Raw genomic sequence first — 25,466 nt, forward strand, 5'->3', positions numbered from 1 at the left:
GTTGTCGAGCGTGAATCCTGCAGGCTCCATTGCGACGTCGCAACGGACGCGGCCAGCGCCGATGGGCCCGCCCCGAGGGCGGAACCGGGTCGCGAGTCAGTCGAGGACCGCGGTCGCTTCGATCTCGACGAGGAGCGGCGGCGTCCACAGCGAGTGCACCCCGATGACGGTGAGCGGAGGGAGGGGCGTGCGGAAGCCGTGCGCTTCCTGCGCCCGGGAGAGGCCGTCGAACAGTGCGGACGCCATCTCCTGCTCCCAGCGCACGACGTAGACGGTCAGCCGGGCGACGTCGTCCGGGGTGCCGCCAGCCCCCGCACACCAGCGGCGATGTTCGCCATCGCCGCCTCGACCTGACCCGCCAGATCGTCGGAGGCGGGCGCGCCGGCGGGGGTGACGCCGGCCTGGCCGGCGAGGAGCATGAACCTGGAGCCGCTGGCCACCGCCACCGGCGCGTAGTCGTCTTGCTCGAGGAGGCCTTCGGGGTGGCTGAGTCGTATGGTCATCTGCGCTTCCTCTCACCGGGGATCGGCACGTGCCTCCGCTCAGACAAGCCCATGTGCCTGGCATCGGGTCGAGATTCCCCGGAAACTCCGCGAGGACGGGGACCTTCGTCGCGTGGTCGACCATCGCGAGATCCTCATCGACGGAGACCTGGTGTGCAGGCCGCGAGCGGCGTGGACGGAGACCATCCATGCGCTGCTGCATCATCTCCGGGCTTCGGACCTGCCCGTGCCCGAGCCGGTGCGCGTGGACGAGGTCTACGAGTACGTGCGCCTCGTACCAGGGGACGCGGGCGCGGATGCCTGGAACCACCAGGTCACGACGGATGCGGTCGCCTCTGCAGGCGCCCTCCTCCGGCGCGTCCACGACGCCACGGCGACCTGGCGTCCGCCGCGCTGGGCGCTCTGGGCCGTACCCGCGGAGGGTGGCTCGATCATCTGTCACGGGGATCCGCAGCCGGCCAACTTCGCGTGGCGGGATGCGGCAGCGGTCGGGCTGTTCGACTGGGACGTCGCCCGCCCGGCGGAGCGCCTGAGCGATGTGGCCTACGCGCTCGAACGGCTCGCGCCGTTCGAGACCGACAGCGCCGAACTGCGACGCCGGGGCTTCGGCGACGACCTGGACCGTCGAGCGCGGATCGATGCCTTCCTCGACGGGTACGGATGGCAGGAGCCGATCGATGTGGTCGACGTGGTGATCGGTCGGCAGGAACGCGCTATCGACGAGGTGCGCTGGCTCGGCGAGCGAGGGTAAGAACCTCAGGCGACGTGGTTGCGGGCCGGCTGGCCCGATCGTTGGCGGTCGAAACTCGACGTCACCGACAGTCTGCGGGAGCAGCTGGATCCATCCTGATCGGTGCCGCACCAGTCGTGTTCCGTCGAACGGCGTCCGGGCGCGTCATCGGCCCGATCCGCGTCGCTGCTCGCTACGGTTCGAGCCATGGGGGAGCTGCGTCGACCGAAGGTGTGGGGTATGTCCCCGGAGCTCGCTGTCGGCGTCGGCCTGCTCCTGACCACCGTCAGCGTCGGGATCATCGCGTTCGCCGCCTTCGTCGCGCCGGCTCTCGGCACCGGCCGCTTCGGCTTCCTGCTCTTCATCGGCGCCGTCACCGGACTCGGCATCCTCATCGCCGGCATCGTGCAGTGGGTGCGGGAGACCCTGCTGAACCGGCGGCGTAACGATGACGCCTCCGCTGATCAGTAGAGCCTGAGCACCTCGCGCGCCACGGGCGTCGCGCGCGGCCCGTCGCCGCGGGCGAAGTCGGCCCAGACCGTGCGGATGGCGGTGCCGACGCGGCGGAGCTCGGCGAGGTCGGCGCCGCGGTAGGGGAGCAGGGTGATGGCGAGCTGCTCGGTGCCGAGGACGAAGGGCACCTCGATCGCGTGCGAGGAGCGGTAGCGGTTGCGGCGGGCCGACCAGGTGAAGCGGTAGCGCAGGGCGCGGCCGCCGGCGGCGCGGTAGGCGCGCACGAAGCGGCGGGCGGGGGCCTCGTAGACGAGCTGCGTCATGAGCGCGCTGAGCGCGGCGGCGAGCGGGCGTCCGATGAGGGGCAGGGCCGCGAGGCGTTCGAGCGCGGGCACCGCGGTGAGGAAGAGGTTGGTCTCCTGCGCCGTCGTGCCGATGAGCAGGGGGATGTCCGGCGCGACCGAAGCCCACCGGCGGCGTACCTCGCGCTCGGCGGGCAGGGGAGCGTGCCCGTACTGGATGCCGAACGGCATGAGCGAGGGCATGCCGAAGGTCGAGCCCGCGGTGAGCACGGCGGCCTGCGCCGCCACGACGTCGGCGATCGGGGTGTCGGCGGTGAGATCGCGGCTCGCGGCGAGCATGGCGGCGCTCATGCGGGCGCGGCCGCGGGTGACGCCGAGCGGGGCGCTCTGCACGATGGTGCGGGAGAAGAGCTGCCGGGCGCCCTCCGTCGCCATGAGATGGAGCACGGCGTCGCCGCCGGCGGACTGCCCGAACGCGGTGACCCGGCGCGGGTCGCCGCCGAAGGCCGCGATGTTGCGCTGCACCCACCGGAACGCCTCGAGCTGGTCGAGCAGACCGAGGTTGGCCATCCGCTCTCCGCCGCCGCCGAGGTAGCCGAGCAGGCCCAGCCGGTACGTGACGGTGACGACGACGACGCGCTGCTCCGCAGCGAGGACGGACGGATCGTAGACGGGCGCGTCACCGGCGCCGCTCACGTAGGAGCCGCCGTGGACCCAGACCATCACCGGCAGCAGCTCGCCGTCGGTTCGGTCGGCGGGTGCGGTGACGGAGAGGTGCTGGCAGTGCTCGCGCTGCGGCAGTCCGCCCGACTGCTCGCCGATGACCTCCTCGAGCACGGCCGGCGGCTGCGGGCTGGCGGGGGACGGATGGCGTGCGTCGAACGGTTCCGTCCACTCGGGCTCGGGCGTCGGCGCGGCGAAACGCTGCGCGCGGGCGTACGGGATGCCGGTGGCCCGGACGACCTCGCCGTGGCGGCGTCCGCGGACCGGGCCGACCGGGGGATGGAACAGGGTGGCGGCGTCCACGGGCTCTCCTCGCGCATCGATCGACGGGCCCAGGCTACGAGGGCCGCGCCGGACGCCGGCTATCCGCCCCGCGCGATCGGTCGATCGCTGACTTGTTAGAAGGTCTAACGAAGTGGGACGCTCCCCCCAATGGGTGACCTGCAGACCGACCGAGGGAGTATCCGCATCATGATCGCTCCGACCTTCTCCACCGTCCCTGCCGCGGTGACCCGATGACCCGGCGCAGCGAGCTGGGCTCCTCCGCCAGCGTGCCGACCTTCCTCACGCTCGGTGGCGAGGCGCTCGGACTCGCCGAGCAGGTGGTCGCCTTCGAGCAGCCCGCCGGGCAGGGTGAGCCCCGCGCGGTGGTCGAGTTGCGCGACGTGCACGGCAATCTGCTCGCTCGCAGCGTGTTGCCTATGCGCGGGGACGCGGAGGCCGCCGCCGACGAGCTGCTCCGGTCCGTGCAGCTCGAGCGCTGCTCGGAGTTCATCTTCGACCCGCTGAGCCGCGTGAAGATCCGGCGTTCCGTCGCCGCGGTCAGCCCGACCGTCGGCGGTCGGTCGTCGCGGTACGAGCAGGTGCGCGCCAGCGCGCCGGGCATGGCGGTGTGAGCGCTCCGCGCGAGCGGCGGATGAGCGACGGGCGCAGCGCGCGGGAGCGCGCGACGCTCGTGACGATGACCGTCGCCATGCTGGTCCTGGCCGCGCCCATCCTCATCGCCGGGGTCGGTGCCATCGTGGTGGGCGCCCTCGAGCACGAGGCTGGGGATTCGGCGATCCTCGAGCCCGTCGCCCTCGCGATCCGCCTGCTCGTGCCGGCGGGAATCGCCGCCCTGGTGCTCGGCGTCGCCGGGTATGCGCTCGGGGCCCGCATCACCGCCGTCGTGGCCGCGGTGACGGGCGCGGCCTACGTGGTCGGCGGCGGGATCCTGCTGCTCGGCGGGCTCTGAACGGATTCGACGCCCCTCTCGAGCGTTCGACGTGCGCCCCGGAAACCCGGAGCGGTCGACGGCGATGAGGTCCGCAGAAAAATCTTGATTTCCTAATTGCTAGCCAGGCTAGGGAAATGCCATAATGGTTCCAGTTGCGAAAGACCAGATCGCGGAAGGAACCCGACATGACCATCGCTCTCTACAGCCGGACCTCGTGGCGGGAGGTCGACACCGACTTCACCGTGGGTCAGACGGACGGCGAGTTCGCCGGCACGGTGGAGCGGGTCGACGGTCGCTTCCTCGCGACCACGAGCGTCGGCGTCAAGCTCGGCAGCTTCCGCTCCGCCGACGCCGCGCAGCGCGCCCTCGAGGACGCCGCGGAAGCCGGAGCCGGGCGGAGCGCGGTCGGCCGCTGGCAGCTGCCCGTCATCATCGCCAGCCTCGCCACCGTGTGCGCCACGGCCCTCACCGCGGTGGTGTCGCTGTGACCATCGAACGCACGTCCTACGTCAGCGGCGTCACCGGCCTCGCCGCCCTCCGCGTCGAGGACGCAGCCGCCGCGCACCGTGCGACCGCCAACGCCCGCGTCGGGCGCGACGGCGTCGCATCGATCATCGTCGAGGTGACCGACCGCCGCGGCAACCTGCTGGCGCGCGAGATCGTGGACTCGGATGCGAAGCGCGAGATCGCCGCCGATCGCATGCTGAGCGGCTCCCGCATCGAGCGCTGCGGTCCCTGGCGCGTCGACCCCGTGCACAAGAACCGTCGACTCGTCGCCGAGGTCGCCCTGCGGATGAGCGACAGCGTCGGTTCCCTCGGGCGCGAGCGACGCGCCGCCGCGACGAGCGCATGAGCGAGTTCGGCGTCGGCCAGCGGGTTCGCGAGGACCCGGTCGGTGCCGCCCTGCGCGCGGCGACGGCAGCGATCATCGCGCTGCGCACCGTGAACCGGCGCGCAGCTCGACGGCTCTCGACGACCTTCGATCAGATCGCCCAGCAGCACACGAGCGGACTGCTCGACGACACGGAGACCATCCGCGCCCTCGCCCGCATCGCGAGCGATGCCGGTCGCGAACAGCACGCCTGAGCGGCGCTCAGACGTCGCGGTACTGCTGTTCGCCGCGCTCGCGCATGCCGTCGAGCACGTGCACCAGAGTCCGCAGGTGCTCGCTCGGCACCTCGGCGACGAGCGCGCGGAACTCGTCATCGTGCTGCCGCAACTGCTCCGACACGAACGGCGCGGCCTCGCCCGCGACGAGCAGGAACGCGCGGCCGTCGGCCGGGTCGGCCGTGCGGCGGACCAGTTCCCGGCCGACCAGCTCGGTGACGATCGCCGAGGTGCCGGCGGGGCTGATGCGCAGCGCGGTCTGCACCGAGACCTGCCGAAGGGGCTCGCCCGCCGCATCCGCCCGCAGGATCATCGTGAGCGCGAGCATCGAGCTGTGACTGAGCCTGGCCACGAGGCCGGCGCGACGCCAGAGGTCCATGTCCGCCTCCCGGAACGCGAGGAACGCGGCGAGGGCGAGTTCTGCGTCCGGTGCAGCGTCGTCGTCGCCTGTGCTCACCCGGCGACCGTAACCGGCAGTTCGCGGGAGGCGCTGCGGCGTGCGGCTCGCATGGAGGCTCGACCGTTCCGCCACCGTTGCTGGGCGCGCCGTCGGCGCCCGCTGGGTGCGCCCCGCGTGGTCGCGGGCCGAGCGCTGCACACGGGGCGGAACGACCCCGGCCGCCCCGGCGATCCGCATAGCGTCGAGGCATGACCACGCATCCGGACCGTCGCAGCCGAGAAGACCTGCCCGTCCTCTTCTTCGTGCACGGCCTCGGGCTCGGTGCCGCCGCGGCCGGCCGCATCGCCGAGCTGCTGCGGGACACCGTGCGGGTGCAGGGCATCGACCTCCCCGGTTTCGGTGCGGCAGCGGATGCGACGCCGCTCGGTCTCGAGGACTCCGTCGCCTTCGTCGAGCGCCGCATCGGCGAGCACAGCGCCGCGCAGTGGGGCCTCGCGGGGCACAGCATGGGCGGCAAGATCGCGGCCCTCGTCGCCGCGCGGGCCCTGAGCGGCCAGTCGGGGCTCTTCGGCCTGCGCGGCCTCGTGCTGCTCGCCGCGTCGCCGTTGCGGCCCGAGCCGATGGACGAGGAGCGCCGCCGCGACATGCTCGCCTGGACCGACGGCCCGAGCATCGGCGACGAGCACGCCGAGACCTTCGTGGAGGCCAACGCCGCCGAGGGCTTCGCCGGGCCGGCGCGGGCGCTGGCCGTCTCGCTCGTCGCGGGCACCGCCTCCGAGGCGTGGCGGAGCTGGCTCGAGCGCGGCAGCCGTGAGGACTGGCAGGCCCGCGTGCCGGTGTCGCCCGTGCCGACCCTGATCCTGTCCGGAGCCGAGGACGGCGACGACCTCGGCGCTGCGGCCCAGGCCCGGTTGAACGCTCCGCAGTACGAGCACGCGCAGCAGGCGATCGTCGAGGGAGCGGGGCACCTGCTCATGCTCGAGCAGCCGACCGCCGTCGCCGAGCTCATCGCCGGGTTCTGGCGGGAGCGGGTCGAGAACGGCCCCTCCGTGCCCGCGGCGGTCGCGCGCACCATCGCCTCGCCCCGCACGAGCGCGCGGACCAGGGGCGTGCTCGCCCGACGCGCCCTCGCCGACCCGATCGCCTCCGATCCGCTCGCCCTCACCGCGGGGCAGCTGGCCACGCTGCGGACGCTCGCCGAGCACGTCGTGCCCCAGGACGGGCCGCGCATCGACCTCGCCGTGCGCGTCGACCGGCAGCTGAGCCGTGGCGAGGGGGACGGATGGCGCCCAGCCGACCTGCCCGACGACGCCGGGGCGTACCGGCTCGCGCTCGACGGGCTCCGCGGCTGGGCCGAGCTGCCCGAGGCGGAGCGCTCGGCCGCACTCGAGGGGATCGCCGACGGCTCGACCGCCGTCGACGGCCTCACCGGCGCGCAGCTGTCGTCGTGGTTCGAGGACGCGCGCGTCGACCTGGTGCGGCAGTGGCTGGCGCACCCGGCGACGATGGCGCGCATCGGCTTCGACGGCTTCGCCAACGGCGGCGACGGAGCCCGACTGCAGGGCTTCACCGAGCTGCGCGCCGGCAGCCGGGAGGCCTGGGAGCCGATCGCGGCGACCACGACGGAAGAGGAGACCCGCTGATGGATCTGCGCAGCATGCGGCACCACGATCGCAGCGAGGAGGTCGACGTGGTCGTCGTCGGCACCGGAGCGGGAGGGGCGCCGCTGATCGCCTCGCTCGCCGCTCGCGGACTGCGCGTTGTCGCGCTCGAGGCCGGTGCGAACAGCGAGCCCGGCGAGCACACCGCCGACGAGCTGGAGGGCTCGGACATCAACTGGATGGACGAACGACTGAGCGGCGGCGGCACCCCGACCGCGTTCGGGCCCAACAACAGCGGCCGCGGCGTCGGAGGGTCGACCCTGCACTGGGGCGCGTTCTCCCCCGCCCCGATGCCCGCGACCTGCGCCTGCGCAGCACCACGGGCGAGGGCGTCGACTGGCCCGTCGATCCGGCCGAGCTCACCGGCTACCTCGAGCGCGTCGAGGACTTCGTCGGCGTGGCCGGCCCGGCGCACTACCCGTGGGACCCGTCGCGGCGGTACCGGATGGCCCCGCCCGCGCGCAACGCCTCCTCCGACGCCATGATCGCCGGATGCGAGGCCGTCGGCATCACCGCGACGGATGCGCCCGTCGCGCTCAACACCGAGGATCGCCAGCAGCCGCACTTCGGCCTGCGCCAGGCCTGCGTGAACAGCGGCTCCTGCCACCAGGGCTGCCGCGCCGCCGCCAAGGTGAGCATGGACACCACCTACCTGCCCTTCGCGGTGGCGCACGGCGCCGAGATCCGCCCCGATGCGACCGTGACGGGCATCGAGCTCGACGCGCGCGGCCGCGTCGCCGCCGTCGTCTACGTGCAGGACGGCCGCGAGCTGCGCCAGCGTTGCGCCGCCCTGGTGCTCGCGGCCGGCGCGGTCGAGACGCCGAGGCTGCTGCTGCACACGGGCCTCGCCAACGGCAGCGGGCAGGTCGGCCGCAACTTCATGGCGCACCCCTCGGTGCAGGTGTGGGGTCGCTTCGACACCCCGATGCGCAGCCACCGCGGCTACCCGTCGTCGATCATCAGCGAGGACATGGTGCGGCCGGCCGGTGCCGACTTCGCGGGCGGCTACCTCATGCAGAACCTCGGGGTGATGCCCCTCACCTTCGCGACCACGCTCGTGCGTGGCGGCGGGCTGTGGGGGCCGGCGCTCACCGGTGCGATGGACGACTACGCCTACTACTCGGGCGCCGGCATCAACGGCGAATGCCTGCCCTCGGAGCGCAATCGGCTGACGCTGGCGGACGAGGCGGACGCGCTGGGCGTGCCCCGCGCCCGCATCGACTTCACCACCGGCTCGAACGAGGACGCCATCACGGCCCACGCCGTGCCGGTGCTGCGGAGCATCCTCGAGGCGGCCGGCGCGCGCAGCACGATGGTGCTCGACCGCACCGCGCACACGATCGGCACCTGCCGCATGGGCGACGACCCGGCGACCTCGGTCGTCGACCCGCACGGGCGCAGCTGGGACGTGCCCAACCTCTGGATCAGCGACAACTCGACCTTCCCCAGCTCGCTGACCGCGAACCCCGCGCTCACGATCATGGCGCTGTCGCTGCGGACGGCGGATGCGATGCTGGCGGCCTGAGCGCACGGCGCATCCGCTTTTCCCGCTACGGTGAGCTAACACATCCGTCTGGGAGAGGGTTGAGCGATGTCGTCACCGGTGGAACTGCTGTTCTCGATCCCGGCGGAGCCGGCCAAGGTGCACCTGGCGGCCGCCCTGCAGGAGCAGGGCTTCTCGGTCTCGCCGTCCGCATCCGGCGGCCTGCTGGTCAAGCGGGGCAGCCTGGGCACGACGCTGGTCGCCGGCGCGCTGGCCGGCAACGACATGCACGTGGAGTTCGGCATCGAGGTGACGCCGACGCCCGAGGGCACGCTCGCGCAGGTGCGCCGCTCGGCCGCCAGCGGATTCCTCAAGGGCGGGGCCATCGGCGCGGCCAAGACGAACGACGTGATCCAGACCGCCATGCACCAGGCCGGGGCGCGCCTCGCGCAGCAGGGCGTGCTGGTCGGTACGACGCCGTCCGCGGACCCGACGCAGCCGGCGCCGATGCCGTACCTGCCGCCGCCCGTCGACTACGCGGGCCGCACCAACGTCGTGGCGATCGTGGCGCTCGTGCTCGGCTTCCTGTTCCCGCTGGGCGGCATCATCGCCGGCGCGGTCGCGCTCGCGCAGGTGAAGCGTACCGGCGAGAAGGGGCGCGGCCTCGCCATCGGCGGCATCGTCGTCGGCTCGCTCGCCACGCTGCTGCTGATCGGCATCGTCGCCGTGGCGACGATCGTCGGCATCGCGACCTCGTCGCAGACCGCCCCGCCGGTCACCGCGCCGCAGAGCAGCTCGGTGCCGGAGGAGGGCGGCGACGAGGTGGACGTGTTCTCCGTGGCCGTGGGCGACTGCATCAACGACTTCGGCACCGGCGAGGTGAACTCCGTCGAGGCGCTCGACTGCGCCCTGCCCCACGACTACGAGGTGTACTCCGAGATCACGATCCCCGGCAACGAGTTCCCCGGCCAGGACGCGGTCACCGCCGCCGCCGACGACCAGTGCGTCGCCGCCTTCGACGCCTTCGTCGGGCTGGGCTACCAGGAGTCGCTGCTCGACTTCTCGTACCTGGCCCCCACCGCGGACTCCTGGCAGCTCAACGACGACCGCCTCATCACCTGCCTGATCTACGACCCCGCCGGGCAGACCTCGGGGTCGCTCGCCGGCGCCGCCCGCTGAGGCGGCGCGGGCGCGTAGGGTGGCCGTGATGTCCTCCCTGCGCGCGCTGCTGCTCCCGATCCTCGGGACGGCGCTCGTCGTGCTCGCGCTCGGCGCCTCCGCCGAGCCGGAGTCGCTCGCCGCCGCCGCCGGACTGCTCGTCGCCGCGGCCGCCGCGGCGGCGGTCGTCGCCGTCGTGCTCCAGCGGACCGCGCGGCCCCTGGGCATCGCGAGCCGGGCGGTCGCGCACCGCGGGCTGCGGCAGCCGGAGCCCGAGCCGGACCACCCCGACACCGCCGGCCGTCCGCGCCCCCGCGCGCCCGGCATCCTCCCCGCGGCCGCGTAGACCGCTCGTCTCCGAGCGGCCCGCGGCCCGGCGGCGCGCCGACGACCCTCGACGCGCCGTCGTGATCGATCGAACCCACATCATCGATCCCGGGAGTCACCGTGAACCTGTACGACCTCGCCCCCGTCGCCGCCCTGCTGGAGGGCGCATCCGTTCTGCTGACCGTTCTGACCGTGCTGCTCGACCCGCTCGCCGGCCCTGCCGCCGCCGCCCTCGTCGTGGTGCTGGCCACGCTCGGCGTACGCCTCGCCCTCACCCCGCTCACCCGATCGCAGGTGCGCGCCGAGCTGCACCGCGAGCGGCTCGCCCCGCAGCTGCGCGCCCTGCAACGGCGCTACGCGAAGCGTCCCGAGGTGCTGCAGCACAAGACCCTGGAGCTCTACCGCGAGCACGGCACCTCGCCGTTCGCGGGCATGCTGCCGGCCCTCGCGCAGAGCCCGGTGCTGCTCGTCGTCTACGGCGTGTTCACGCACCCGATCATCGGCGGCGAGCCGAACGCGCTGCTCGGGCAGTCGTTCGCCGGCGTCGAGCTGGGCGGCACGCTGCTCGGCGACCCGAGCGGATGGCTGCCGCATGCGCTGCTGCTCGTCGCGATCGCGGGCGTCGCCGCCCTGCACCGGCTCGTCGCGCTGCGGCGGATGGCGGACGCGGTCGCGTCGGGCGCGCCCGAGAGCGGACTGCAGCGCGCGCTGACCTGGATGCCGTTCGCCGTGATCGTCGTCGCGGCGATCGTGCCGCTGGCGGCGGCCCTGTACCTGACGGTGGGTACGGCGTTCACGCTGGGGGAGCGGCTGATGTGGCGGCGCGTGCTGCGCGGCCGGGGCGGGACGGTGATCGAGCCGGTCGCGGCGGGGTGAGGCGCCCGGCGGTCAGCGCTCCCCGGACCGTGCTCCTCGCTCAGCGCCCGGCTCGCCGCGGCGTGCGGAACATCCCCGTGAAGCGCCGGCCGCCCCGCCCGTCGATGCTGCCGCCCTGCACGAAGCCGAAGCGTTCGAAGAAGCGCTGCTGCCGCGGCGTGCGCGCCTCCAGGTAGGCGAACTGGCCGGTCGCGTCGAGGAGCGCGAGCTGGCGCTCCAGCAGGGCCGAGCCGGTGCCCGCCCCGCGCTCGTGCTCGGCGACCACGACGTTCTTGAGGTACCAGTGCGGCTCAACCGGCCGGTGGCGCTCGAGCTGGCGCTGCAGTCGCACGCCGCGCAGGCTGTCAAGGATGCCCAGCGCGCGCACGAAGTGGAACGCGAAGGGGATCTGCCCGAGCACGGCGGAATCGCGGCCCACGTCGAGCCGCTCCCAGAGCGCCGCACCGACGAGGGCGCCGTCGGCGTCGCAGGCGACGTCGACCTGCAGGCGCGCGATCGGCTGCGCCCTGAGGTAGGCCAGGAAGAAGCGGGCCCGGTGCGCCTCGGAGCGCCCGAGCCCGATGAACATCGCATCGGAGGCGGCGGCGCGCGCGAAGAGGTCGACGACAGCGCGCCGATCGCGTCGTGTGCCCTCGCGCACCGTCACCACCGCGGGCGCGGCTCCCTCGTCGATCATCGTGCTCCTCCGGTCGTGTCGGCTCAGTCTCCGATCGGATCGCTCGCCCCGGTGCGCATGCTCGGCTGGCGTCGAGGCGCAGCGCGGGGCATGATGGCCGCTCATCCGCAGGGCACCGGCTCCGGGCTGACACCCGGCTGAACGACAGGGTGACGCTCCTGTGCCCCGGTATCGTGTTCCTCATGAGTTCGCCGACAGCTGCCGCTGACGCCGTGCGAGCGCTGGCGGCCTTCCTCGAGTTCCGCGAGTCGGACATGGAGCTGTGGACGCGAGCGGGTGACAGTCTCGGTCTCTCCCGCACGGCCATGCTGGCCCTGGCGCGCATCATCCGGGCCGACGACGCCGGCACCCCCTGCGGCAGGTCGATCTCGGCCGGGCACTGCTCGCGAGCCCCGCGGGTATCTCGGCCACCATCGACACGCTCGAGGCCAAGGGACTGGTGCGGCGGGAGCGCTCCACCACCGACCGGCGAGCGGTCGCGCTCGTGCCCGGCGAGCACGCCGCCCCCACCGTCGAGGAGGTGCTCGGCGCGGATGCGCGCTTCGTCGAGCGGGCCACCGCGCTGACCCCGGAGGCCCTCGGCGGCTTCATCGAGCTGATGGACCACATGAACGGCGTCTCCGCCGGCAAGTACCGAGACGCCTGAACACCGCCTGCGGCGCTCGCCGCATGGCCTCGCCGCGCGAGGATGATCGGCCCGTGCCTCCGCTGCTCGTCGCCGCCCTCGCCGGACTCGCCTCCGGGCTCGCCCTCGTCGTGGGCGCCGCCGTCGCCTGGTTCGTCGCGGTGCCGCGCTGGCTCGTCGCCGCCATCACGGCCTTCGGCGCCGGTGTGCTCATCTCCGCGCTCGCCTTCGACCTCGTCGAGGAGGCGCGACGGACGGGCGGCTTCGCCTCCGCCATGGCCGGCTTCCTCGCCGGCGCCGTCGTCTACGTGCTCGCCGACAAGGCCCTCGACCGGCTCGGCGCCCGCAGCGCACGCAGCAGGGGCGGCTCCGGCGGATCGGGCACCGGCATCGGCATCGCGCTCGGAGCGCTGCTCGACGGCATCCCGGAGACCTCTGTGCAGGGGCTCGGGCTCGCGACCAGCGGCAGCCTGTCGGTCGCGGTCGTCGCGGCCGTGATCGTCTCGAACATCCCGGAGGGGCTCTCCAGCACGGCCGACATGCGACGGAACGGTCGCGGCGCCCGCTCCGTCTTCCTCATCTGGGGCGGCATCGCGGTGGCCTGCACCCTCTCGGCGGTGGCCGGTCTCGCGCTGCTCGGCCAGGCGCCGGACGCGGTGAGCAGCTTCGTGACCGCCATCGCCGCCGGTGCCATCCTGGCCATGCTCGCCGACACGATGCTCCCGGACGCGTACCGCGAGACGAAGGCCTGGACCGGACTCCTGGTCGTCCTCGGCTTCTTCGCCAGCTACGGCATCCACGAGCTCGGCGGGTAGTCGGGGCCGGATGCGCGCTGGGCGGAGCCTGCGCGCGGTCGCTGCATCGCGCATCCTCTCGCGCCGTGGTCGCAGGCTCGTCGGAGAACCGACGAGAGGATCACAGCATGACGCAGCAGCCCAGCACGCGAGCCACGGTGCCGGCGGCGGAGGGACGCCGTGACCAGTACTCGTTCGTCGATCCGCGCACGGCCTTCGCGGTGATCGAGCCGCCCGTGCAGCAGCAGGAGGAGCCCGGACTACAGTCGCGCATGGAGCCGGTGCCGGACCTCGGCGAGACCTCGTACCGCGGCACCGGGCGCCTGCAGGGCCGCCGTGCGCTCATCACCGGAGGGGACTCCGGCATCGGCGCCGCGACCGCCATCGCCTTCGCCCGCGAGGGGGCGGATGTGGCGCTGAGCTACCTGCCCGAGGAGCAGGACGATGCCGAGTACGTCGCCTCCTTCGTCGAGGCGGCGGGGCGCCGGGCGGTGCTGCTGCCGGTGGACCTCGGCGAGGAGGGAGCGCCCGCGGCCCTCGTGGCGCGGGCGGTCGAGGCGCTCGGCGGGCTCGACGCGGTCGTCAACGTCGCGGGCCGCCAGATCCAGCAGCCCGAGCTCGAGCAGCTCGGTGCCGAGCAGTTCGCCGCGACGTTCCGCGTCAACGTGTTCGCGACCTTCGAGATCGTCCAGGCCGCCCTGCCGCACCTGCCGGCGGGCTCGACGATCGTCAACACCGCATCCGCCGAGGCGTACCAGCCCGCGCCGGACCGCATCGACTACGCGGCCACGAAGGGGGCGATCAACAACCTCTCGAAGGGGCTCGCGCAGCAGCTCGTGGAACGGGGCATCCGCGTCAACGTGGTGGCGCCCGGTCCCACCTGGACGGTGCTGCAGCCGACCCAGGGCGTCGACCCCGAGGAGCTGCCGGAGTTCGGGGCGAGCGAGGCGCCGCTCGGCCGTGCCGCCCAGCCCGCCGAGATCGCCCCCGCCTACGTCTTCCTCACCTCGGCGGAGTCGGCGTTCGTCGTCGGTGCCACGCTGAACGTCAACGGCGGGATGCCGACGCCCTGAGCCGCGCGCGCCGGGTCAGGGCGTGAAGCGCAGGATGCGCACGCCCGCCGCGCGCAGTGAGGAGCGCGTCGCGTTGAGGCGGAGGCTCGTCCACCAGGAGACCTGCGCGTCCGCGCCGGCGAAGGCGTGCTCGACGAGGTAGAGCAGCTCGGGCGCGAGCTTGCGCACGAGCCGTTCGGAGACGACGCGCGCGGCGCCCGAGCGGATGATCGCGATGGCCACGGCACCGTCGGCGAGCGCGTCGCCGAGCTCCGCCACCGCCGCGACGGATCGGCGCAGCGCGGACTCGCCGCGCCGGACCGCGAAGGTCGTGATGACGAGCGAGGCCGGTTCGCCGTCGACGTCGTCGGTGCGGACGGCGAGGTCGTGCTCGCGCGCGGACTGCGCGATGCCGGCCAGCAGCTCGGGGGAGTCGCCGACGAGCTGGATCGTGCCGACGCGGTCGCGGGCGGCCCGGTCGATGCTCCTGCGATCCGCTCCCCGCTCCATGAGGACATCCTGCCCTGCCGGAGCGCGTCCCGGTGCCCGTGGAACGCGGTCGGCCCGGGCAGGACTCCCGCATCGAGTCGAGCCCTGCTCATCATGTGCGCAGCCTGACAGTCGCGAACCCCGCACGGGGGCCGCCGAACGACTCTCTGTGCCGACCGACGGCCGACATCGATCCGCAGGAGGAACGACCCATGCAGAAGAGCACCCGCACCCTGAGCGCCCTGACCGCTGCCGCCGCACTCACGATCGGGGGCATCGCGCTGGGCGGGTCCGCATCCGTCGCCGCCGACGTCCCCACCGCCACCTCGCACCAGGCCGCCCTCATCGAGGGGCCGCTCATCGCCGGACCGCTGCTCGACCTCGGCGGCATCCTCAACGCGCTGCAGATCGGCCAGTTCCAGTAGGCCGCACCGGCCGCACCGACCGATCAGCAGACCGGAGCCCCGCGAACCTCGCGGGGCTCCTCCTCCGAGGGGCCCATCAGTGACCGAGAACCCGGCCGACCACCAGTCCGAGCGCCTTCCGTTGACCGCCGCGCAGCGCGGCATCTGGTTCGCGCAGCAGCTCGACGCCGACAACCCGAACTACCAGATCGGCCAGTACCTCGATCTGCGCGGCGGCATCGAGCCGCGGCTCATGCGCATCGCCATGACCAAGGTCGTGGCCGACCTCGATGCGCTCAGCCTGCGCTTCGCCGACGACGACGGCGAGCCCTACGGCGTGCTGCGCCGCCCTGCCCCCGGCGACGACGTGCTGCACGTCGAGGACCTGCGCGGGCTGGGGGAGTCGGCCTTCGATGCCGCGCGGTCGCGGATGGACGCCGAGATGCTGCGACCGCGCGACCTGCGCGGCAAGGAGCTCTTCGGCGCGATCCTGTTCCTGCTCAGCGACGACCGTGCGCTGTTCTTCCAGCGCGTGCACCACATCCTGCTCGACGGCTACTCCGCCGTCATCGCGCTGCGCTACCTCTCCGAGGTCTACACGCGCCTGTCGAAGCGGGCCCCCTCGGGTCGCCTGCTCGACGCCATGGCCGGCCCGATCGCCCGGATCGCCGCGCGCGTGCCCTCCCCGCTGCCCTCGCTCGACGAGCTGCACGACGACATCGCCGAGTACGAGGCGTCGCCGCAGCGCGAGGCCGACCACGCCTTCTGGACGGAGGCGCTGGCCGACGAGGCCGCGGTGGAGGGGCTGGAGGGCGTCTCCGGCTCCGTCGCGACCACGGTCGTCCGGGTCGCCGTACCGCTGGACCGCGAGCGCACCGAGCGGCTCGCCGCACTGGGGCGCGACCTGCCCAAGACGGTGGTGGGCATCGTCGCCCTCTACCTCGCGAAGGTCACCGGCGAGCAGCGCGTCTCGCTCGGCCTGCCCGTGACGGCGCGTCGCGGCAAGGTCGCGAAGTCCACGCCGTCGATGCTCTCGAGCATCCTGCCGCTGCGCATCGACGTGGCCTCGGCCGCGACCATCGCCGACACCATCGCGCACGCCGGCGACGTGGTGCGCGGAGCGGTGACGCACCAGCGGTTCCGCGTCGAGGACGTCGATGGCGCGCCGCGGCACGCGGGCCCCTCCGTCAACCTGCTCCCCGTCATCGACGCCCTGCGCTTCGGCGACGCCAGCGGACAGGTGCAGGTGCTCTCGACGGGACCCGTGCACGACCTCTCGATCGTGCTCTCCGGACTCTCGAGCGACGCCGCGGACGCGCAGCTACAGCTGGAGGGCGATGCCGAGCTGCACTCCGAGGAGAGCCTCGGCGAGCACGCCGAGCGCCTGCTCGCCCTCCTCGACGACGCGCTGGCCGACCCGACCGGTCTCACCGTGGCCGGCGCCGGCATCGTCGGCGACGACGAGGCCGCGGCGCTGATCGAGCAGGGCGTGGGCACCCAGGCCGGCATCGAGCGGCAGACGGTGCTCGAGGCGTTCGCCGCGGTCGTGCGCGAGCGACCGGACGACACCGCGGTCGTCGGCGACGACGGCACCATGACCTTCGCGACGCTCGACGCCGACGCCACGCGACTGGCGCAGCACCTGGTGCGGGAGGGCGTGCGACCGGGCAGCCGCGTCGCCGTGCGCATCGAGCGCAGCGTGCTGCTGCCCATGCTCGTGCTCGCGGTGCTGCGGGCCGGCGGCGCCTACGTGCCGCTCGACCCCGAGTACCCGATCGGGCGCGTCGCGGGCATGATCGAGGACTCCGAGCCGGCCCTGCTGCTGACCAGCTCCGGCCAGCTCGAGCGCGACCGCGCCGCCGGCGCCGCGTGGACCGTCCCGACGCTCGCCGTCGACGCCGACACCTCCGCCTGGCGTCGCGGCGGCGAGAGCGTCCCCTGCCCGCGGTCGGCGACGACGACCTGGCCTACGTGGTCTTCACCTCCGGTTCGACCGGACGGCCGAAGGGCGTCGCCGTCAGCCGCATCGCGCTGCGCAACCTCTTCCAGCACCACCGGGCCGAGATGTTCGACCCCGCTGCCGAGCGGCTGGGGCGCCCGGCCCGGGTCGCCCACACCGCCGGGCTCTCCTTCGACGCGGCTTGGGACCCGCTGCTCTGGCTCTGCGCCGGCCACGAGCTGCACATGATCGGCGACGACGACCGCCGCGACCCGGAGCGTCTCGTCGCGCTGCTCGCCGAGCGCGGCATCGACGCGATCGAGACCACGCCCTCCTTCGCCGAGGCGCTCCTGGCGGCCGGCCTGCTCGAGGGTGAGCGGCACCCCACCGAGATCGCGCTCGGCGGCGAGGCCGTCGGGCCCGCGCTCTGGGACGCGTTGGCGGCCCGCGACGACGTGCACGCCGTCAACCTCTACGGCCCGACCGAGACCACGGTCGACAGCCTCACCGCCGTCATCGAGCCAGGAGAGCCCCACCTCGGCGGCTCCGTGCGCAACAGCCGCCACTACGTGCTCGACGCGAGCCTCTCGCCCGTGCCCGGCCGCGCGGTCGGCGAGCTCTACGTCGCCGGGCCGAACGTCGCCCGCGGCTACGTCGGGCAGCCCGGACGCAGCGCCGAGCGCTTCGTCGCCGATCCCTTCGCCGCCGACGGCTCGCGGATGTACCGCACCGGCGATGTCGTGCGCCGCCGCAAGGACGGTTCGCTGCGCTTCGTCGGCCGCATCGACGACCAGGTCAAGATCCGCGGCTACCGCGTGGAGCTCGACGAGGTGGAGGCGGCGATGCGGCGCCAGCGCGGCGTGACGCGCGCCGCGGCGATCGTGACCGGCGAGGGCGCATCCGCTCGCATCGTCGGCTACGTCACCGGCGACGGCGACCTCGACGGGCTGGGCGCCTCGGTCAAGGAGTCGATGCGCGCCTCGGTGCCCGACTACATGGTGCCGTCGACGATCATGGCGCTCGGCGACCTGCCCATGACGCCCAACGGCAAGCTCGACCGCCGGGCGCTGCCCGCGCCGGAGCGCTCGAGCGGCGACGTCGCGCAGCGTCCGCGCACCACCGCGCAGCGCATCGTCGCCGAGGCCTTCGCCGAGGTGCTCGATCTCGACGCGGTCGGCGTCGACGAGGACTTCTTCGCCGCCGGCGGGCACTCCCTGCTGGCCACCCGCCTCGCCTCCCGCCTGTCCGAGCGGATGGAGCGGACCGTCACCGTGCGCGACGTCTTCGAGCACCCGACCGTCGCGGCGCTCGCCGCGCGCGCCGCCGAGGCCGGCACCGCCGACCGGCCCTCGCGGCTGTCGCGAGCCACTCGACCCGACCCGCTGCCCGTCTCGCTCGCGCAGCGTCGGCTGTGGTTCCTGAACCGGTTGGAGCCCGACTCGGCCGCCTACAACATCCCCGTCGTGCTGCACCTCGAGGGTCGCGTCGACACGGCCGCGCTGCGCGCCGCCCTCGCCGACGTGGTGCGCCGCCACGAGCCGCTGCGCACCATCGTGCCGCTCGCCGGCGCGGAGCCCGAGCAGCGGATCCTCGACGAGGCCGACCCCGCGCTGCTCGTCGTCGACGTGCCCGCGACGCGGATGGATGACGTCGTGCGGCTGGAGGCCCTGCGGCCGTTCGACGTGACGACCGAGACGCCACTGCGCGCCGTCCTGCTGCGCGTCGCCGAGGACCGCCAGGTGCTCGTCATCACGATGCACCACATCGCCGCCGACGGCTGGTCCCTCGCGCCCTTCGCCCGCGACCTCTCCACCGCCTACGCCGCGCGGGTGGCCGGGGGCGAGCCGGCCTGGGCGCCGCTGCCCGTGGACTACGCCGACTTCGCGGTCTGGCAGCGCGAGTTCCTCGGCGACGCCGAGGACGACGGCAGCGAGCTCGCCCGCCAGCTCGCGCACTGGCGCCGCACGCTCGGCGGCGCGCCCGAGGAGATCGCACTGCCCCGCGACCGGGCGCGAGGCGCCGCCCTCGACCCGCAGCAGCAGGGCGTGGGCGAGGTCGCGCTCGAGCTCGACGCCGAGCGCCACGCCGCCGTGCGCGCGCTGGCCGCCGAGCACCGCACGAGCCTCTTCATCGTGCTCCACGCCGCCCTCGCCGTCATGCTGGAGCAGCACGGCGCGGGCGACGACCTGGTGATCGGCACTCCCGTCGCGGGCCGCTCCGACCCCCAGCTCGACGACCTCGTGGGCTTCTTCGTCAACACCGTGGCCCTGCGCACCTCGCTCGCGGGCGACCCGACCCTGGGCGAGCTGCTCGAGCGGGTCCGCGCGAGCAACACCGAGGCGTACGCGCACCAGGACGTGCCGTTCGACGCCGTCGTCGACGCGCTGCGGCCGCCGCGCGTGGCCGACCGCCATCCGCTCTTCCAGGTGCTCTTCACCCTGCAGAGCACCGAGCCCGCCGCGCTCGACCTGGGCGACGTGACCGTCACGGTGCCCGGCCAGGTGACGAGCGCCGGCGTCAAGACCGATCTGCTCGTCGACGTCACCACCCCCGACGGCGAGACCGGTGGCCTCGTGGCCACGCTCGGCTACGACCGCGCGCTCTTCGACCAGAGTACGATGGAGCGGATGCGGGACGCGCTGGGCCGCGTGCTCGCCGCGTTCGTCGAGCACCCGCACCGCCGGCTCTCCGCGGTGCCTGCGCTCGGCAAGCGCGCCCGCCGGCAGCTGGAGGAGCAGGCGACCGGGCGTCCGCTCGCCACCGGCGGCACCGTGCTCGACCGCCTCGCGGAGACGATCGCCCGCATCCCCGAGCAGCCCGCACTGGTGGACGGCGACGGCGTCACGACCTTCGCCGGGCTCGGCCGCCGCGTCGACGCGGTCGCCGCGGGCCTCGCCGCTGCCGGGGTCGGCCGCGGCGACCGGGTCGGCGTCGCCCTGCCCCGCACCGCGGACGCCGTGATCGTCGTGCTCGGCGCGCTGCGCGCCGGTGCCGTGGCGGTCGCGATCGACGTCGCCTACCCGGACGCCCGCATCGGGCGCATCGTCGAGGGCGCCGAGCCCGCGGTGCTCGTGACGGAGGAGACCGAGCGCGTCGCCGGCCTGACCGACGCCCGCGTGCTGACGGTCGCCGAGCTGCTCGCCCAGCGGGGGACGGTGCCGACCGCACCCGTCGCCGAGGACGTCGCCTACCTCGTCTACACCTCCGGCACCACGGGCGCGCCGAAGGGCGTGCAGGTGCCGCACGCGGCGCTCGTCGCGCTGCTCGCGCAGCACGAGGAGGCGCTGATCGGCCCGGTGCGCGAGCGCGTCGGCGCCGCGCGCGCCCCGCGCATGCTGCACCTGTCGGGGTTGGGCTTCGACGCGGCCTGGGACCCCATCCTCTGGCTCGTCGCCGGCACCACGCTCGAGATGGCCGACGACGCGACCCGCACCGACGCCGAGGCCGTCGTGCGCGCCATCGCCGAGCACGGCGTCGACGCGCTCGAGACCACCCCGTCGTACGTGCAGCAGCTCGTCGCGGTGGGGCTCATCGAGGCCGTCGCCGAGCGCGGCACCGCGCTGACGGTGGCCCTCGGCGGCGAGGCCGTGCCGAGCGGTCTGTGGGACCGCATCGCCGCGAGCGAGCACCTCGACGGCTGGAACCTGTACGGGCCGAGCGAGAGCACGGTCGACGCGGTCGTCGCACCCATCCGCCCCGGCGCCGTCACCATCGGCGCCCCCATCGCCAACGTCACCGCGCGCGTGCTCGACCGCTTCCTGCGCCCCGTGCCCGCCGGCGTCGAGGGCGAGCTGTACCTCTCCGGGCGCACGCTGGCGCACGGCTACCGCGGCCGCCCCGGCGAGACCGCCGGCCGCTTCGTGGCCGACCCGTACGGCGACGGCGAGCGGATGTACCGCACGGGCGACATCGTGCGCCGCCGCCCGAGCGGCGAGCTCGAGTTCCTGCGCCGCGACGACGACCAGGTCAAGCTGCGCGGCTACCGCATCGAACTGGGCGACGTCGCGAGCGCGCTCGAGCGCGTGGACGGCGTGCGCGGCGCGGTCGTGCGCGTCCTCGCCCCGGCCGGAGCCGACAGCGCCCGCCTGGTGGCCTGGGTCGCGGGCGAGGTGGACGAGCTGGCCGTTCGGCGCTCGGTCGCCGCCGAGCTGCCCGACTACATGGTGCCGCCGAGCATCGCCGTCGTCGACGAGATCCCCCTGACGCCCAACGGCAAGGCCGATCTCGCCGCGCTGCCCCAGCCGACCGCGTCGGCCGGGTCGCGGGAGCCCCGCACCGAGGACGAGCGGGCCGTCACCCGCGCGTTCGGCGCCGTGCTCGGTGTCGACGGCGTCGGCCTCGACGACGACTTCTTCGCGCTCGGCGGGCACTCGCTGCTCGCGGTCGGGCTCATGGGGCGCATCCGCGAGGAGCTCGGCCGAGCGCTGCCGCTGCGCAGCATCTTCGACGCGCCGACGCCGGCCGGCCTCCTGGCCGCCCTCGGCGGCGACCGTGCAGCGGATGGGGACGCGGGCGAGAGCGCATCCGTCCCCGCCCTGCGCGCCTGGACCGAGCGCCACCCGCGCGTGGAGGGCGAGGAGCTGCCGCTGTCGCCGAACCAGGCCCGGCTGTGGTTCCTCAACCGGCTGGACCCCGCATCCGCCGAGTACAACGTGGTGCTGCAGGCGGCCTTCGAGGGCGACCTCGACGCCGACGCGCTGGCCGGGGCGATCGACGACCTCGTCGCCCGGCACGAGGTGCTGCGCACCACCTACCCGGAGGTCGACGGGCGACCGGTGCAGCGCATCCACGCCCCGGTCCCCGGCGTGCTCGGCGGCGACGCCGTCGACCCGACGGTCGGCTTCGACCTCGTGCGCGACCTGCCGCTGCGCGCAGCGCTGCACGCCGACGGCGACGGCCGCTGGCGGATCACCCTGGTGCTCCACCACATCAGCACGGACGGGGCCTCGCTCGCGCCGCTCGTGCGTGACATCGCCACCGCCTACGCCGCCCGCACGGGTGGGACGGCGCGGGCGCAGCGGGCGCTGCCGGCGCAGGTCGCCGACCACGCCCGCCTGCAGCGCTCCCTCGAGCAAGCGGACGGCGGGCTGCACGACGCCTCGCTCGCCTCCTGGACCGAGCGCCTCGCCGGCATCCCCGACGAGCTCGAGCTGCCCGCCGACGGCCGCCGGCCCGAGACCGCGACCCGCAGCGCCCGCCAGCTGCGCTTCACGATCCCCGCCGAAGTCGCTTCGGCGCTGCAGGGCGCGGCCGCGCAGGCCCGGGCGAGCGGCTTCCACGCCTGGCTCGCGGGCCTCGCCGGGTATCTGCACCGCATCGGCGCGGGCGATGACGTCGTCATCGGCTCGCCGTCGGCCGGCCGCGCCGACCCCGATGTCGGCGAGCTGATCGGGTTCTTCGTGAACACGCTCCCGCTGCGACTCGACCTGGGCGATGCGCCCAGCCTCGTCACCGCCATCGAGCGCGCGCGGGCCGCCACCCTGCACGCGATCGAGCACGAGTCCGTGCCGTTCGAGCGCATCGTCGAGGCGATGGCGCCGGAGCGGCGGCTGGGGCGGCATCCGCTCTTCCAGACCATGCTCTCCGTCGAGGAGCAGTCCGGCGTCGCCCTCGAGCTGCCCGGCGTCACGACGGTGCCGCTGGAGTCGGAGAGCTCCGGGGCGGCCAAGGTCGACCTGTCGTTCACACTGCGACCGCAGCCCGACGGCTCGGTGGCGGGCGTGCTCGAGGTCGACGCCGCCATGTTCAGCGAGCGCGCCGCGCGGGGGCTCGTCGACCGGTGGATCGCGTTCCTCGCCGCGGCGACGGAGGCTCCGGATCGCGCGCTGCGAGACGCCGAGATGCTGCCGGGCGCGGGTCGCCTGGCCGGCTGGGCGGCGCGGGACGCCGCCCGCCCGACGGTGCTCGAGGCCTTCGCCGCCTCGGTCGCCGAGCACCCCGAGCGCACCGCCCTCGTGGCCGGCGACGACTCCCTCGACGGCGCCGCCCTCGCGGCGCGCGTGGACGCCCTCGCGGCGGGCATGATCGCCGCGGGCGTGGCCCCCGGCGAGGTGGTCGCGCTGCGGCTGCCGCGCTCGATCGACACCGTCGCCGCGCTGCTCGCCGTGTGGCGGGCCGGCGCGGTCGTCGCGCCGGTCGACCTGGAGCTGCCGCGCGAGCGGGTCGTCACGATGCTGCGCCGAGCGCAGGCGCGGCTCGTCGTGCACGCGGGCGACGCGGCCGAGCAGGAGGACGCCGTGGAGGAGGCGGGCCTGGCGGCGGAGCGTCTCGTCGCCGTCGACGCCCTGCTCGACGCCGGCGGCAGCGCACCCGCGGTCGCGACCCGCCTCGACGACCCCGCCTACCTCATCTTCACGTCGGGCACGACGGGCGAGCCGAAGGCCGTGCAGGTGCCGCACCGCGCGCTCGCGAGCCTGCTCGCCAGCCACCGGGCGACGCTGCTGCCGGACCCGGCCGAGCGCCGCATCCGCTTCGCCCACACGACCGGCGTCGGCTTCGACGCCGCGATGGACCCCGTCGTCTGGCTCGCCGCCGGGCACGAGGTGCACGTCGTCGCCGAGGAGGTGCGCCGCGACCCCGAGGCGCTGCTCGCCCTGTTCGAGCGCGCGGGCATCGACGCGTGGGAGACCACGCCCAGCTACGTCGCCGCCATGGCGGGGCAGACCGCGCTCGCGGCGCTGCTCGACGCCCGGCCCGCCGAGCGCCCGTTCGCGATGCTGCTCGGCGGCGAGGCACTCGACGCCGGCCTCTGGACCTGGCTGCGCGAGCGGCCCGCGGTCGACGCCTGGAACCTCTACGGGCCGACGGAGGTGGGCGTCGACTCGCTCGTCGCCCGCGTCGCCGACGTGCCGGCGCCGCAGCTCGGCGCGACGACCGTCGACACGCTCGGCTACGTGCTCGACGAGCGCCTGCGGCCGGTGCCGGCCGGCAGCGTCGGCGAGCTCTGGCTCGCCGGTGCGCAGCTGGCCCACGGCTACGCCGGGCGAGCGGATGCGACGGCCGAGCGCTTCGTCGCCGATCCCTTCGCCGCCGACGGCAGCCGGATGTACCGCACCGGCGACCTCGTCGTCGTGCGGGATGCGGATGCGGGCGAGCGCCCCGCCGTCGTCTCGCTCGGCCGCGGCGACGGTCAGGTGAAGATCCGAGGACACCGTGTGGAGCCGGGCGAGGTCGAGGCGCTGCTGCGCGCCGCCGACGGCGTCGCGCAGGCGGTCGTGCGCGCCGTCGAGACCGGCCGCGGCACCGCCCTCGGCGCCTGGATCGTGCCGGCGGGCGACGACGACGCGTTGCTCGAACGGCTGCTCGACGGGCTGCGCCGCCGCGTGCCGGACTACATGGTGCCGGCCGGCATCACCACGATCGACGCCGTGCCGTTCACACCGAACGGCAAGCTCGACGCCCGGGCGCTGCCCGAGCTGCGCACCGGCGGCGGCGAGGGTCGGGAGCCCGAGGGCGCTGCCGAGGCGGCTGTCGCGGCGGCCTTCGCGGAGCAGCTCGGCGTGGACGACGTGCGCGCCGACGACTCCTTCTTCGCGCTCGGCGGCCACTCCTTCGTGGCGCAGCCGACCGTGCAGGCCGTCAACGCCGCGCTGGGCGCCGATCTGCCCGTGCAGGCGCTCTTCCAGGCGCCCACCGTGGAGGGCCTCGCCGCGCTCGTGACGTCGGGCACCGCCGACGTCGCCGAGAGCCTGCGGGTGATTCTGCCGCTGCGCGAGCGGGGCGAGGGCGAGCCCGTGTTCGCCGTGCATCCCGCCAGCGGCATCTCGTGGAAGTTCAGCAGCTTCGTCTCGCGGCTCGACACGCGGCGGCCGATCCTGGGTCTGCAGATGCCGGGCATCGCGCCGGACGAGCCGGAGCCCGCCGTCGCCGAGTCGTTCGACGAGCTGCTCGACGCCTACGTGGCCGCCATCCGCTCGGTCCAGCCGCACGGGCCGTACCATCTGGCCGGCTACTCGTTCGGCGGACGCCTCGCCCACCATCTCGCCGCACGGCTGCAGGCGCAGGGCGACGAGGTCGCGCTGCTCGCGATCATCGACGCCTACCCGACCGAGGGATCGGCGCTCGACGGGGTCGCCGAGGCCGACGACATGTGGCGGGGCTTCCTCGACGCCAACGGCGTCACCGCACCCGAGGGGCCGCTCGACGTGCACGTGGTGCTCGGACTGCTCGGCGACGCCGGCAGCCCGCTGGCCGACGTGCCCACCGAGTCCGTGGAGCGGATGGTGCGGCGCTTCCTGCGGCTCGGCGAGCTGCTCGATGCGGCACCGATCCCGGTGGTGCAGGGGAGCCTGCACGTCTTCGCGGCGACGGAGGAGGTGCCCGTCGACCGGCCGGAGCCGGAGGCGTGGGCACCCCACGTCACCGGGTCCGTCACGGCGAGCACCGTGGCCGCGCGGCACCAGGACATGCTCGGCGAGCGCGCGATGGACGACATCGCGCCGGTGCTCGACGCCCTGCTGCGACCTGAGGGCGACTCGAGTTCGAACCGCTGAGCGGATGGCTTCGAAGCACTCTGCAGACGACACGACATCGATACCGACGTGAAATG

At 74.4% G+C, this 25,466-nt stretch carries 24 protein-coding genes; 18 read left to right on the forward strand and 6 right to left on the reverse strand.

The genetic code is table 11. From position 1 onward, the window contains the following. Positions 1–96: 96 nt before the first annotated feature. Together QQK26_RS02005 and QQK26_RS02010 are read right to left on the reverse strand one after the other, a co-directional pair. Complete coding sequence (locus tag QQK26_RS02005) at positions 97–246, reverse strand: RidA family protein (protein ID WP_284229510.1); 150 nt, start codon at positions 244–246, stop codon at positions 97–99. Positions 247–275: 29 nt separating this feature from the next. Then, positions 276–503, reverse strand: coding sequence for a RidA family protein (locus tag QQK26_RS02010; protein WP_284229511.1), 228 nt, complete (start codon positions 501–503; stop codon positions 276–278). A gap of 112 nt (positions 504–615) precedes the next feature. Between QQK26_RS02010 and QQK26_RS02015 the strand changes: the two genes are divergently transcribed. Both QQK26_RS02015 and QQK26_RS02020 read left to right on the forward strand, forming a co-directional pair. Next, a complete protein-coding gene (locus QQK26_RS02015; protein ID WP_284229513.1) occupies positions 616–1,254 on the forward strand; it encodes a phosphotransferase in 639 nt (212 codons plus the stop codon). Between the two features lie 219 nt (positions 1,255–1,473). Beyond that, positions 1,474–1,704, forward strand: a complete 231-nt coding sequence (locus QQK26_RS02020) for a hypothetical protein (protein WP_284229515.1) — start codon at positions 1,474–1,476, stop codon at positions 1,702–1,704. Here the strand turns inward: QQK26_RS02020 and QQK26_RS02025 are convergent. Beyond that, positions 1,698–3,014: a carboxylesterase family protein gene (locus QQK26_RS02025; RefSeq protein WP_284229517.1), complete on the reverse strand. Its 1,317-nt coding sequence runs from the start codon at positions 3,012–3,014 to the stop codon at positions 1,698–1,700. The genes QQK26_RS02020 and QQK26_RS02025 overlap by 7 nt on opposite strands. Positions 3,015–3,226: 212 nt before the next feature. Here QQK26_RS02025 and QQK26_RS02030 point away from each other — a divergent pair, with 212 nt between their 5' ends. The 5 genes from QQK26_RS02030 to QQK26_RS02050 all read left to right on the forward strand — a co-directional run bounded on the left by QQK26_RS02030 (position 3,227) and on the right by QQK26_RS02050 (position 5,013). Continuing rightward, positions 3,227–3,607, forward strand: a complete 381-nt coding sequence (locus QQK26_RS02030; protein ID WP_284229519.1) for a hypothetical protein — start codon at positions 3,227–3,229, stop codon at positions 3,605–3,607. After that, the gene (locus QQK26_RS02035; protein WP_284229521.1) at positions 3,604–3,945 is read left to right on the forward strand and encodes a hypothetical protein; all 342 of its coding nucleotides are present in this window, start codon (positions 3,604–3,606) and stop codon (positions 3,943–3,945) included. Before QQK26_RS02030 ends, QQK26_RS02035 begins: the two co-directional genes overlap by 4 nt. Positions 3,946–4,112: 167 nt before the next feature. Next, the gene (locus QQK26_RS02040) at positions 4,113–4,415 is read left to right on the forward strand and encodes a hypothetical protein (RefSeq protein WP_284229523.1); all 303 of its coding nucleotides are present in this window, start codon (positions 4,113–4,115) and stop codon (positions 4,413–4,415) included. Then, positions 4,412–4,780, forward strand: coding sequence for a hypothetical protein (locus tag QQK26_RS02045; RefSeq protein ID WP_284229526.1), 369 nt, complete (start codon positions 4,412–4,414; stop codon positions 4,778–4,780). The genes QQK26_RS02040 and QQK26_RS02045 overlap by 4 nt, the downstream gene beginning before the upstream one ends. Continuing rightward, positions 4,777–5,013: a hypothetical protein gene (locus QQK26_RS02050; protein ID WP_284229528.1), complete on the forward strand. Its 237-nt coding sequence runs from the start codon at positions 4,777–4,779 to the stop codon at positions 5,011–5,013. Before QQK26_RS02045 ends, QQK26_RS02050 begins: the two co-directional genes overlap by 4 nt. Positions 5,014–5,020: 7 nt before the next feature. Here the strand turns inward: QQK26_RS02050 and QQK26_RS02055 are convergent, their stop codons facing one another. After that, on the reverse strand, positions 5,021–5,491 hold the full coding sequence (locus QQK26_RS02055; protein ID WP_284229534.1) for a MarR family transcriptional regulator: 471 nt from the start codon (positions 5,489–5,491) through the stop codon (positions 5,021–5,023). Positions 5,492–5,682: 191 nt separating this feature from the next. Between QQK26_RS02055 and QQK26_RS02060 the strand changes: the two genes are divergently transcribed. The 6 genes from QQK26_RS02060 to QQK26_RS02085 all read left to right on the forward strand — a co-directional run bounded on the left by QQK26_RS02060 (position 5,683) and on the right by QQK26_RS02085 (position 10,939). Continuing rightward, complete coding sequence (locus QQK26_RS02060) at positions 5,683–7,077, forward strand: alpha/beta hydrolase (protein WP_284229536.1); 1,395 nt, start codon at positions 5,683–5,685, stop codon at positions 7,075–7,077. After that, positions 7,077–7,580: a hypothetical protein gene (locus tag QQK26_RS02065; protein WP_284229538.1), complete on the forward strand. Its 504-nt coding sequence runs from the start codon at positions 7,077–7,079 to the stop codon at positions 7,578–7,580. The genes QQK26_RS02060 and QQK26_RS02065 overlap by 1 nt, the downstream gene beginning before the upstream one ends. Continuing rightward, a complete protein-coding gene (locus QQK26_RS02070; protein WP_284229540.1) occupies positions 7,541–8,620 on the forward strand; it encodes a GMC oxidoreductase in 1,080 nt (359 codons plus the stop codon). Before QQK26_RS02065 ends, QQK26_RS02070 begins: the two co-directional genes overlap by 40 nt. 66 nt (positions 8,621–8,686) lie before the next feature. After that, on the forward strand, positions 8,687–9,757 hold the full coding sequence (locus QQK26_RS02075) for a DUF4190 domain-containing protein (RefSeq protein ID WP_284229542.1): 1,071 nt from the start codon (positions 8,687–8,689) through the stop codon (positions 9,755–9,757). Between the two features lie 28 nt (positions 9,758–9,785). Continuing rightward, positions 9,786–10,082, forward strand: a complete 297-nt coding sequence (locus QQK26_RS02080; protein WP_284229543.1) for a DUF6412 domain-containing protein — start codon at positions 9,786–9,788, stop codon at positions 10,080–10,082. A gap of 101 nt (positions 10,083–10,183) precedes the next feature. Next, positions 10,184–10,939, forward strand: a complete 756-nt coding sequence (locus QQK26_RS02085) for a YidC/Oxa1 family membrane protein insertase (protein ID WP_284229545.1) — start codon at positions 10,184–10,186, stop codon at positions 10,937–10,939. A 40-nt stretch (positions 10,940–10,979) separates the two neighbouring features. On the opposite strand, the gene QQK26_RS02090 is transcribed toward QQK26_RS02085, so the two are convergent. Then, positions 10,980–11,615: a GNAT family N-acetyltransferase gene (locus QQK26_RS02090; RefSeq protein ID WP_284229548.1), complete on the reverse strand. Its 636-nt coding sequence runs from the start codon at positions 11,613–11,615 to the stop codon at positions 10,980–10,982. A 352-nt stretch (positions 11,616–11,967) separates the two neighbouring features. On the opposite strand from QQK26_RS02090, the gene QQK26_RS02095 reads away from it, so the two are divergent. The 3 genes from QQK26_RS02095 (at position 11,968) to QQK26_RS02105 (ending at position 14,107) form a co-directional block, all read left to right on the forward strand. After that, positions 11,968–12,261 (forward strand): MarR family winged helix-turn-helix transcriptional regulator, encoded by a 294-nt coding sequence (locus QQK26_RS02095; protein WP_284234406.1) that lies wholly within the window; start codon positions 11,968–11,970, stop codon positions 12,259–12,261. A gap of 53 nt (positions 12,262–12,314) precedes the next feature. Further along, positions 12,315–13,055 carry a ZIP family metal transporter gene (locus tag QQK26_RS02100; protein WP_284229550.1) on the forward strand — a complete coding sequence of 247 codons (741 nt, stop codon included), beginning with the start codon at positions 12,315–12,317 and terminating at the stop codon, positions 13,053–13,055. A 107-nt stretch (positions 13,056–13,162) separates the two neighbouring features. Next, the gene (locus QQK26_RS02105) at positions 13,163–14,107 is read left to right on the forward strand and encodes an SDR family oxidoreductase (RefSeq protein ID WP_284229551.1); all 945 of its coding nucleotides are present in this window, start codon (positions 13,163–13,165) and stop codon (positions 14,105–14,107) included. Between the two features lie 15 nt (positions 14,108–14,122). On the opposite strand, the gene QQK26_RS02110 is transcribed toward QQK26_RS02105, so the two are convergent. After that, positions 14,123–14,596 (reverse strand): hypothetical protein, encoded by a 474-nt coding sequence (locus tag QQK26_RS02110; RefSeq protein WP_284229553.1) that lies wholly within the window; start codon positions 14,594–14,596, stop codon positions 14,123–14,125. A gap of 191 nt (positions 14,597–14,787) precedes the next feature. Here QQK26_RS02110 and QQK26_RS02115 point away from each other — a divergent pair, with 191 nt between their 5' ends. Together QQK26_RS02115 and QQK26_RS02125 are read left to right on the forward strand one after the other, a co-directional pair. Then, entirely contained in the window at positions 14,788–15,000 is a 213-nt protein-coding gene (locus QQK26_RS02115) for a hypothetical protein (RefSeq protein ID WP_284229556.1), read from the forward strand. A gap of 144 nt (positions 15,001–15,144) precedes the next feature. After that, positions 15,145–25,410, forward strand: coding sequence for an amino acid adenylation domain-containing protein (locus QQK26_RS02125; RefSeq protein WP_348520041.1), 10,266 nt, complete (start codon positions 15,145–15,147; stop codon positions 25,408–25,410). The last annotated feature ends 56 nt before the right edge of the window (positions 25,411–25,466 follow it).

It is taken from the genome of Arenivirga flava, assembly GCF_030161575.1.
In the GTDB taxonomy this organism is placed as follows: domain Bacteria; phylum Actinomycetota; class Actinomycetes; order Actinomycetales; family Microbacteriaceae; genus Arenivirga; species Arenivirga flava.